Consider the following 7,488-nt stretch of genomic DNA (forward strand, 5'->3'; position numbering starts at 1 on the left):
GGCAAGGAGGCTCGGCGGCGCTCGCCGCGCTCGTCGCATGCGGGATGGTCGCCCGCGGCCGACCGAGGGGACCCGATCGCACTCCTCGAAGAGCAGGCGACCACGCGGGTGCCCGAGCTCGTGCCGACGGCGATCACCGTGACGACGATGAGGATCCACGGGCATGGTCCAGGTCGCCCGGGCCGCGCTTCCGAGTGCGATCCTGCTCGGACTGCAGCCGTGACTCGAACGGTCGCGGATGCCGAGATCGTGCGGCGCCAGAGGAGGGTCACGGGAGCCAGTCCCGAGCTGATGCAGCGCATGACACCCGGCGACACGGCGGCGCCATCGAGCCGAGCGGGCGCCTGCCCTGGACCCTCCCCGCCCGCGAGGAGGACGTGCCCGTGCCGAACGGCATCCCCGTCGACGGGATCATCGACTACGCCGAGGGCGTCGACGTCGGCCACCGCGGCTGGGATCGCCTGGGCCGCACGCCCGCCCGCGAGTTCGGCTACGGACTCGGGTACGCCGAGTGGGAGTACCGCTCGCTCGAAGTCGTCGTCGCGGCATCCGGAACCGACGAGGGGGCCGCCGACGACCGCAGCGACCGGGACACCGACGTCATCGCCATCGCACGCGTGACCGTCGACAACGTCTCCCCCCGCGACGGCCGCGAGGTCGTGCAGATCTACCTCTCGGCCGACGGCGACGAGACGCGCCCCGTGCGCTGGCTCGCGGGCTTCGCGGTCATCGACGTCGCGGCCGGCGGCACCGCCACGGTCGACCTCCCCCTCGCCCGCCGATCGTTCGAGACCTGGTCGACGGATGCCGCACGCTGGACCCTGCCCGCCGGCGCCTACCGCCTGCACGCCGGGCGCAGCTCACGAGACCTCCGCCTCGAGACCACGCACACGATCTCGGGCTGAGCACCACAGGAACCACGCACCAACCCACACACGAAATGCAAGGAGGCATGGAAATGCGAAAGAGCATCCTCGCCACAGGCGCCCTACTGGTCGCCGCCGGCTTGGCTTTCACCGGGTGCAGCGCAGGCAGCGGCGGGGACGGTGACACCGGTGGCAAGGTGCTCACCGTCGGCATGCCGAACGGCCCCCAGCAGCCCAACCAGAATCCGCTCGCCACCGGCTCGGCCTCACTCTCGCTCGGCTACGCGTACGCCGTGTACGAGTCGCTCATGCAGGTGAACGAGATCGACCCCACGCAGGACCCGATCCCGTGGCTCGCAGAGTCGGTGGAGTGGAACGACGACTCGACCCAGGCGGTCATCACCGCCCGCGACGGCGTGAAGTGGTCGGACGGCGAGGACTTCACCGCTGAGGACATCGCCTTCTCGATCCAGCTCCGCAAGGACAACCCCGAGCTGAACATCGACTTCCCCGACCAGTACGGCGACATCACCGTCGACGGCAACCAGGTCACCGTCGGGTTCACGACCGGCCAGTACGTCAATCGCGAGAAGCTCTACAAGCTCCTCATCGTGCCCGAGCACCTCTGGGCCGACCAGGATGCGGTGAACTGGACCGACGACGACATGATCGGCACCGGCCCGTACACGCTCAAGTCATTCACCCCGCAGGCCGTCACCCTCGTGCCCAACGAGGACTACTGGGGCGGCAAGCCCACCGTGGGCCAGCTGCGCTACGACGCGTTCAACGACAACGCCGGGCTGACCACCGCGCTCACCACCGGTGAGGCGCAGTGGGGCTGGACCTTCATCCCCGACTACGAGTCGACGTTCATCGCGAAGAACCCCGACCACTACGCGCAGGTCGCGGGCGGCGGCTTCGGCGTCGACGTGCTCTACCTGAACACTGAGACGAAGCCGTTCGACAACGTCGCGTTCCGCCAGGCGCTGAACATGGTCGTCGACCGCGGCGACATCTCCGAGACCGCCGGGTACGGCGTGTGGCCCGAGATCACGAGCGTGACCGGCCTGCCCCAGCCCTCGGGCGACGCGTTCATCTCCGACCAGTACCAGGGCCAGGAGCTCTCGGTCGACGTCGACGGCGCCAAGAAGGTGCTGACGGATGCTGGCTACACCTACGAGGGCGAGAAGCTGATCGACCCCGACGGCGAGCCCGTGACCTTCACGCTGACCGACCCGAGCGGCTGGACCGACTACCTCGACGCGCTCGGCATCATCGCCGAGGGTGCGGAGTCGATCGGCGCCGAGGCCACCGTCGAGCCCATCGTGCAGGACACGTGGTTCAACGACACGATCCCGTTCGGCAACTTCCAGGCGACGCTGCACTGGACCGACGGCGGCAGCACCCCGTGGAACATGTACTCGAACATCATGGACGGCGCCTCGTACGTGCCGCTCGGCGAGACGGCCAACTGGAACTTCGGCCGCTACCAGAACGACGAGGTCACCCAGGCGCTCGCCACCTACAAGTCGGCCACCAGCGATGAGGACCGCCAGGCCGCCCTCGACGTCATCGAGCAGCGGTTCGTCGAGGACGTCCCCGGCATCATCATCTGGTCGCGTCCGGCCGTGGCGCAGTACTCCACGGTGAACTACACGGGCTTCCCGACGAGCGAGGACCCCTACGTGAACCCGCAGCCGACGGGCCCGCAGGCGGCACTCATCCTGTCGAAGCTGAAGCCGACCGAGTAGTAGTACGCTCCTGAGCCGGTGCGGCGCGCCCCGCGCGCCGCACCGGCTTCCCTCCCGGACAACCCCACTCACGAGGACGTGACGATGACCCGACCCGAGTCCCCGCCCGAGTCTCCACTCGAGTCCCGACCCGACGCTCCCGTGCTGCAGGCCATCGACCTCCAGAAGCACTTCAAGCTCCGCGGCTCAGGGCGGCGCGGCGGCGTGGTGCACGCCGTCGACGACGTGAACCTCGAGCTGCACCGCGGCCGCGTGCTCGCCCTCGTCGGCGAGTCGGGCTCGGGCAAGTCGACCATCGCGAGGCTGCTCGCACAGCTCATGCCCACCACGGGCGGGCGCATCCTGCTCCACGGCACGGATGCCACGGCCCGCCGCCGCCCGGCGTTCCGCGCCTACGTCGGTCGCGTCCAGATGATCTTCCAGGACCCCTTCGGGTCGCTGAACCCCGTGCACACCGTGCGCTACACGCTCACGCGCAGCATCCGGATCCACCGTGGCCGCCTCCGCGGCGCCGCCCTCGACGACGCCCTCCAGGAGCTCCTCGACCGGGTGCAGCTCACCCCTTCGGAGCGCTACATCGACAAGTTCCCCCACGAGCTCTCGGGCGGCCAGCGACAGCGCGTGGCCATCGCCCGCGCTCTTGCGGCCGACCCCGAGGTGCTCCTCGCCGACGAGCCGATCTCGATGCTCGACGTGTCGATCCGCCTCGGCATCCTGAACCTCCTGCAGGATCTGCGCGACCGCCTGCACCTCGCGATCCTCTACATCACGCACGACATCGCGTCGGCGCGGTACTTCGCCGATCGCACCATGGTCATGTACGCCGGGCGCATCGTCGAGAGCGGCGACTCCGAGTCGGTGACGCAGGACCCGAAGCATCCGTACACCCGGCTGCTCGTGCGCTCGGCACCCGATCCCGACGACCTCGAGGCGCGTGCCCGCGGCGCGCGCGGTGAGGCGCCGAGCCTCGTGAATCCCCCGAGCGGATGCCGCTTCAACCCGCGCTGCCCGTTCGCCACCGACCTGTGCCGCACCGAGGTGCCGCCGCTCATGGCCGTCGGCGAGGGCCGCGAGGCCGCCTGCTGGGGCTACTCCGACCGACCCGACCGCCCCCGCGTCGGATCCGTCGTCGAGGCGCTCCCGAAGGAGGAACGCGCATGAGGTTCTTCCTGCGCCGCTTCATGTTCTACGTGATCACGTTCTGGGCGGCGGTCACGATCAACTTCATCATCCCGAGGCTCCTGCCCGGCGACCCGGTGAGCGCCCTCATCGCGAAGAACCAGGGACGCATCTCGCCCGACGCGACCGAGGCGCTGCGGGCACTGTTCGGCCTCGACGAGAACGTGTCGATCTGGCAGCAGTACCTCGACTACTGGAACCTCATCCTGCATGGCGAGCTCGGCATCTCGTTCACCTACTTCCCGACGCCCGTCACCGAGGTGATCCAGCAGGCGCTGCCGTGGACCATCGGGCTCGTGGGCATCGCCACGATCATCAGCTTCACCATCGGAACCCTCATCGGCACGGGAATCGGCTGGCGCCGAGGCACGTGGGCGGACTCGCTCCTGCCGATCTCGACGTTCTTCTCGTCGGTTCCCTACTTCTGGCTGGCCCTCATCGCCATCTCGCTGTTCTCGGTGACGCTGGGCTGGTTCCCCGCGAGCGGCAGCTACGACCGGTCACTCGTGCCGACCTGGTCGTGGGAGTTCATCGGCTCGGTGATCTACTACGGTTTCCTGCCCGCGATGACGATCGTCATCTCGTCGATCGCCGGGTGGATCCTCGGCATGCGGAACATGATGGTCACCGTCTCCTCCGAGGACTACGTCACCGTCGCGCAGGCCAAGGGCCTGTCGGAGCGCGCCGTGATGTTCGGCTATGCGGCCCGCAACGCGGTACTGCCGCAGGTGTCGAGCTTCGCGCTCTCGCTCGGGTTCATCGTGGGCGGCACCCTCGTCATGGAGATCGTCTTCTCCTACCAGGGCATCGGCTACTTCCTCTTCACGGCGGTCGCCGCGAAGGACTACCCGCTCATGCAGGGCATCTTCCTCGTCATCACGCTCGCGGTGCTGTTCGCGAACATCGTGGCGGACTTCGTCTACGGGGTGCTCGACCCCCGCACCCGGCAGGAGGGCTGAGATGACGATCGACACCAGCATCGTCGAGGAGGGCGAAGAGCTCGCGCGCCCGTCGCAGGCGCCCGCGACGGGCGCGGTCCCGGCGGCGCCGCGGCGCTCGTCGCGCGGACCGCGCAAGTTCCTCTTCCTGCGCAACTCGAAGGCGATCGCCGGCATGGTGATCCTCGCGTTCTTCTTCCTGATCGCCATCATCGGCCCGTGGATCGCGCCCTACGACCCGAGCGCCCGCAGCGACGACATCCTGCAGCCGCCGTCGTGGGAGCACTGGTTCGGCACCACGCACCTCGGGCAGGACGTGTTCTCGCAGATCCTCGTCGGCACCCGCGGCGTCATCGTCGTCGGCTTCGTCGCCGGCATCGTCGCCACGACCATCGGCGTGATCGTCGGCGTCATTGCCGGCTACGTGGGCGGGCTCGGCGACGAGACCCTGTCGGTGCTCGCCAACGTCTTCCTCGTCATCCCGCAGCTGCCGCTCATCATCCTCATCGCCGGCCAGCTGCCGACCGTCGGCGGGGTGACCGTCGCCCTCGTGATCGCGATCACCGGCTGGGCGTGGGGCGCGAGGGTGCTGCGCGCCCAGACCCTCTCATTGCGGCGCCGCGACTTCGTCGAGGCGGCCCGCGCCAACGGCGAGCGCACGTGGCGCATCATCACCGCCGAGATCCTGCCGAACCTCACCGCGATCATCGCGGCGGGCTTCGTCGGCACGGTGGCCTTCGCCGTGCTCTCCCTCATCACGCTGTCGTTCATCGGCATCGGCAACACTGGCGAGTGGAACTGGGGCACGGTGCTCTACCAGGCGCAGTCGCAGCTCGCGCTCCAGCGCGGCGCCTGGTGGTGGTTCGTGCCGGCCGGCCTGTGCATCGCACTGCTCGGGATGTCGCTGACCCTCATCAACTTCGGCATCGACGAGTTCGTCAACCCGCGCCTGCGCTCCACCGGCCTCAACGCGAAATCCCTGCGCCAGCGCGGCATCCGACCCCGCATCGGCTTCACGCCGGTCGTGTACGAGGCGAAGGAGGACCGGGCATGAGCATCACCAGCCCCCTCGGCCACCCGCAGGCGCAGCCGCAGCCGCAGCCGCAGCAACTGACGCCCGTGAGTGACCCGGTGCTCGAGATCAAGAACCTCTCGGTCGACTACGGCTACGACGGCGACCCGGTGCACGTGCTGCGCCAGGTGTCGCTCACGCTCGGCCGCGGCGAGGTGCTCGGCCTCGCCGGCGAGTCGGGCTGCGGCAAGTCCACGCTCGCCTACGCGGCGACGCGGCTGCTCCCGCCGCCCGGGCTCATCACCGGTGGCGAGGTGCTCTTCACCGACCGCGACGGCCGGCAGACCGACATCCTGCGGCTCAACGACGCCCAGCTGCGCGCCTCGCGCTGGCAGGACCTCGCGATCGTGTTCCAGGGCGCGATGAACTCGCTCAACCCGGTGTTCCGCATCGGGCGGCAGATCGCCGACGGCATCCGCGCCCACCGCCCCGAGGTCTCGCAGAAGGAGGCGCTCGAGCGATCTGCCGAACTGCTCGAGCTCGTGGGCATCTCGCCCGACCGGCTGCGGTCGTACCCGCACCAGCTGTCGGGCGGCATGCGCCAGCGCGTGATGATCGCGATGGCGCTGGCGCTCGATCCCCAGGTGCTCATCATGGACGAGCCCACCACCGCGCTCGACGTCGTGATGCAGCGGCAGATCGTGGAGCAGATCGCCGACCTGCGCGAGCGGCTCGGCTTCTCGGTCATCTTCATCACCCACGACGTGTCGCTGCTCATCGAGATCGCCGACCGCATCGCGATCATGTACGCCGGCGAGATCGTCGAGGACGCGGCCGCGCTCGATGTCTACCAGCGGCCGCGGCATCCGTACTCGTCGGCGCTGCTGCACTCGTTCCCGCCGCTGCGCGGGCCGCGGCGTGAGCTCACCGGCATCCCGGGTTCGCCGCCCGACCTGTCGAAGCTGGGCGGCGGATGCCCCTTCCGCGACCGTTGCGCGTTCGCGTTCGACGCCTGCTCGAAGGTGAACCCCGAGCTCGTGCACCCGAACGTCGTGGGCGACGACCCCCGCCGCTCGGTCGCGTGCCTGCGCCACGACCCCGCCGCCGTGCGGGCGGTCGGCGAGGAGCCGCTGCCGGTGCCGCCCGAGCTTTCACTGCGCTGAGCGTCACGGCCCACTGAGCGGTGGGCGGACCCTCACTTGTTGGAGCGGAGGAGAATCGCACGAGCACAGGTCGGAGTCTCGGCACTGGTCCGCCGCTCGAGCAATACTCCTCCCGCTGGGTAGCGGAGCTGACGCAAGCGCACGGCGTTCAGCCTCGGCGCCACGCCTCCGCGAAGCGCGACAGCAGTCGCGCGAACTCGTCGCGCTCGGCCGGCGTGAAGTCGGCGAGCGCCTGCTCGATCGCAGTGCGGCGGTGGTCGAGCACCGCCGACAGGGCAGTGCGGCCCGACTCCGTGATGACGAGGATGCTGCGTCGTGCGTCGCTCGGGTCGACGCAATCCGGCGGCGATCCCTCGACCGTGCCGAAGCGCGACAGCGTTCGGCCCTCGGGCTGGACGCCGTGCAACGTGCCCCGATGCCGCCCGCGCGATCATGACGACCGACACCCGTCCGAAGACCGTGCTCGTCGGCGGCGCGCTGGCGCTGGTAGTGCTTCCAGCCCATGTTGTAGATGTCGATGACCGAACGGTTGGCGTCGAGGTAGAAGACGCGGTTCACGACCTCGCCGACGAGCTCGAC

Annotated in this window: 7 protein-coding genes; 6 read left to right on the top strand and 1 reads right to left on the bottom strand. The window is 69.5% G+C overall.

The genetic code is table 11. The features are described 5' to 3' along the window. Positions 1–377: 377 nt before the first annotated feature. From GH736_RS13895 to GH736_RS13920, 6 genes are all read left to right on the top strand, one after another. Positions 378–905 (top strand): fibronectin type III-like domain-contianing protein, encoded by a 528-nt coding sequence (locus GH736_RS13895; protein WP_159604273.1) that lies wholly within the window; start codon positions 378–380, stop codon positions 903–905. Positions 906–958: 53 nt separating this feature from the next. Continuing rightward, positions 959–2,617: an ABC transporter substrate-binding protein gene (locus GH736_RS13900; RefSeq protein ID WP_235934211.1), complete on the top strand. Its 1,659-nt coding sequence runs from the start codon at positions 959–961 to the stop codon at positions 2,615–2,617. An 84-nt stretch (positions 2,618–2,701) separates the two neighbouring features. Further along, on the top strand, positions 2,702–3,778 hold the full coding sequence (locus GH736_RS13905; RefSeq protein ID WP_159604277.1) for an ABC transporter ATP-binding protein: 1,077 nt from the start codon (positions 2,702–2,704) through the stop codon (positions 3,776–3,778). Then, complete coding sequence (locus GH736_RS13910; protein ID WP_159604279.1) at positions 3,775–4,755, top strand: ABC transporter permease; 981 nt, start codon at positions 3,775–3,777, stop codon at positions 4,753–4,755. The genes GH736_RS13905 and GH736_RS13910 overlap by 4 nt, the downstream gene beginning before the upstream one ends. 1 nt (position 4,756) lies before the next feature. Then, a complete protein-coding gene (locus tag GH736_RS13915; protein WP_159604281.1) occupies positions 4,757–5,788 on the top strand; it encodes an ABC transporter permease in 1,032 nt (343 codons plus the stop codon). After that, positions 5,785–6,909 (top strand): ABC transporter ATP-binding protein, encoded by a 1,125-nt coding sequence (locus GH736_RS13920; protein ID WP_203230770.1) that lies wholly within the window; start codon positions 5,785–5,787, stop codon positions 6,907–6,909. The genes GH736_RS13915 and GH736_RS13920 overlap by 4 nt, the downstream gene beginning before the upstream one ends. Positions 6,910–7,057: 148 nt before the next feature. Here the strand turns inward: GH736_RS13920 and GH736_RS24345 are convergent, their stop codons facing one another. After that, positions 7,058–7,315, bottom strand: a complete 258-nt coding sequence (locus GH736_RS24345) for a MarR family winged helix-turn-helix transcriptional regulator (protein ID WP_162529561.1) — start codon at positions 7,313–7,315, stop codon at positions 7,058–7,060. Positions 7,316–7,488: the final 173 nt, after the last annotated feature.

This window comes from Agromyces humi (assembly GCF_009720255.1).
Lineage (GTDB): Bacteria > Actinomycetota > Actinomycetes > Actinomycetales > Microbacteriaceae > Agromyces > Agromyces humi.

Bases quoted from the DNA above. Each gene is read 5' to 3' on its own strand.
- GH736_RS13905 (WP_159604277.1), top strand. From the start codon at position 2,702: ATGACCCGACCCGAGTCCCCGCCCGAGTCTCCACTCGAGTCCCGACCC.
- GH736_RS13915 (WP_159604281.1), top strand. From the start codon at position 4,757: ATGACGATCGACACCAGCATCGTCGAGGAGGGCGAAGAGCTCGCGCGC.
- GH736_RS13910 (WP_159604279.1), top strand. From the start codon at position 3,775: ATGAGGTTCTTCCTGCGCCGCTTCATGTTCTACGTGATCACGTTCTGG.
- GH736_RS13920 (WP_203230770.1), top strand. From the start codon at position 5,785: ATGAGCATCACCAGCCCCCTCGGCCACCCGCAGGCGCAGCCGCAGCCG.
- GH736_RS13900 (WP_235934211.1), top strand. From the start codon at position 959: ATGCGAAAGAGCATCCTCGCCACAGGCGCCCTACTGGTCGCCGCCGGC.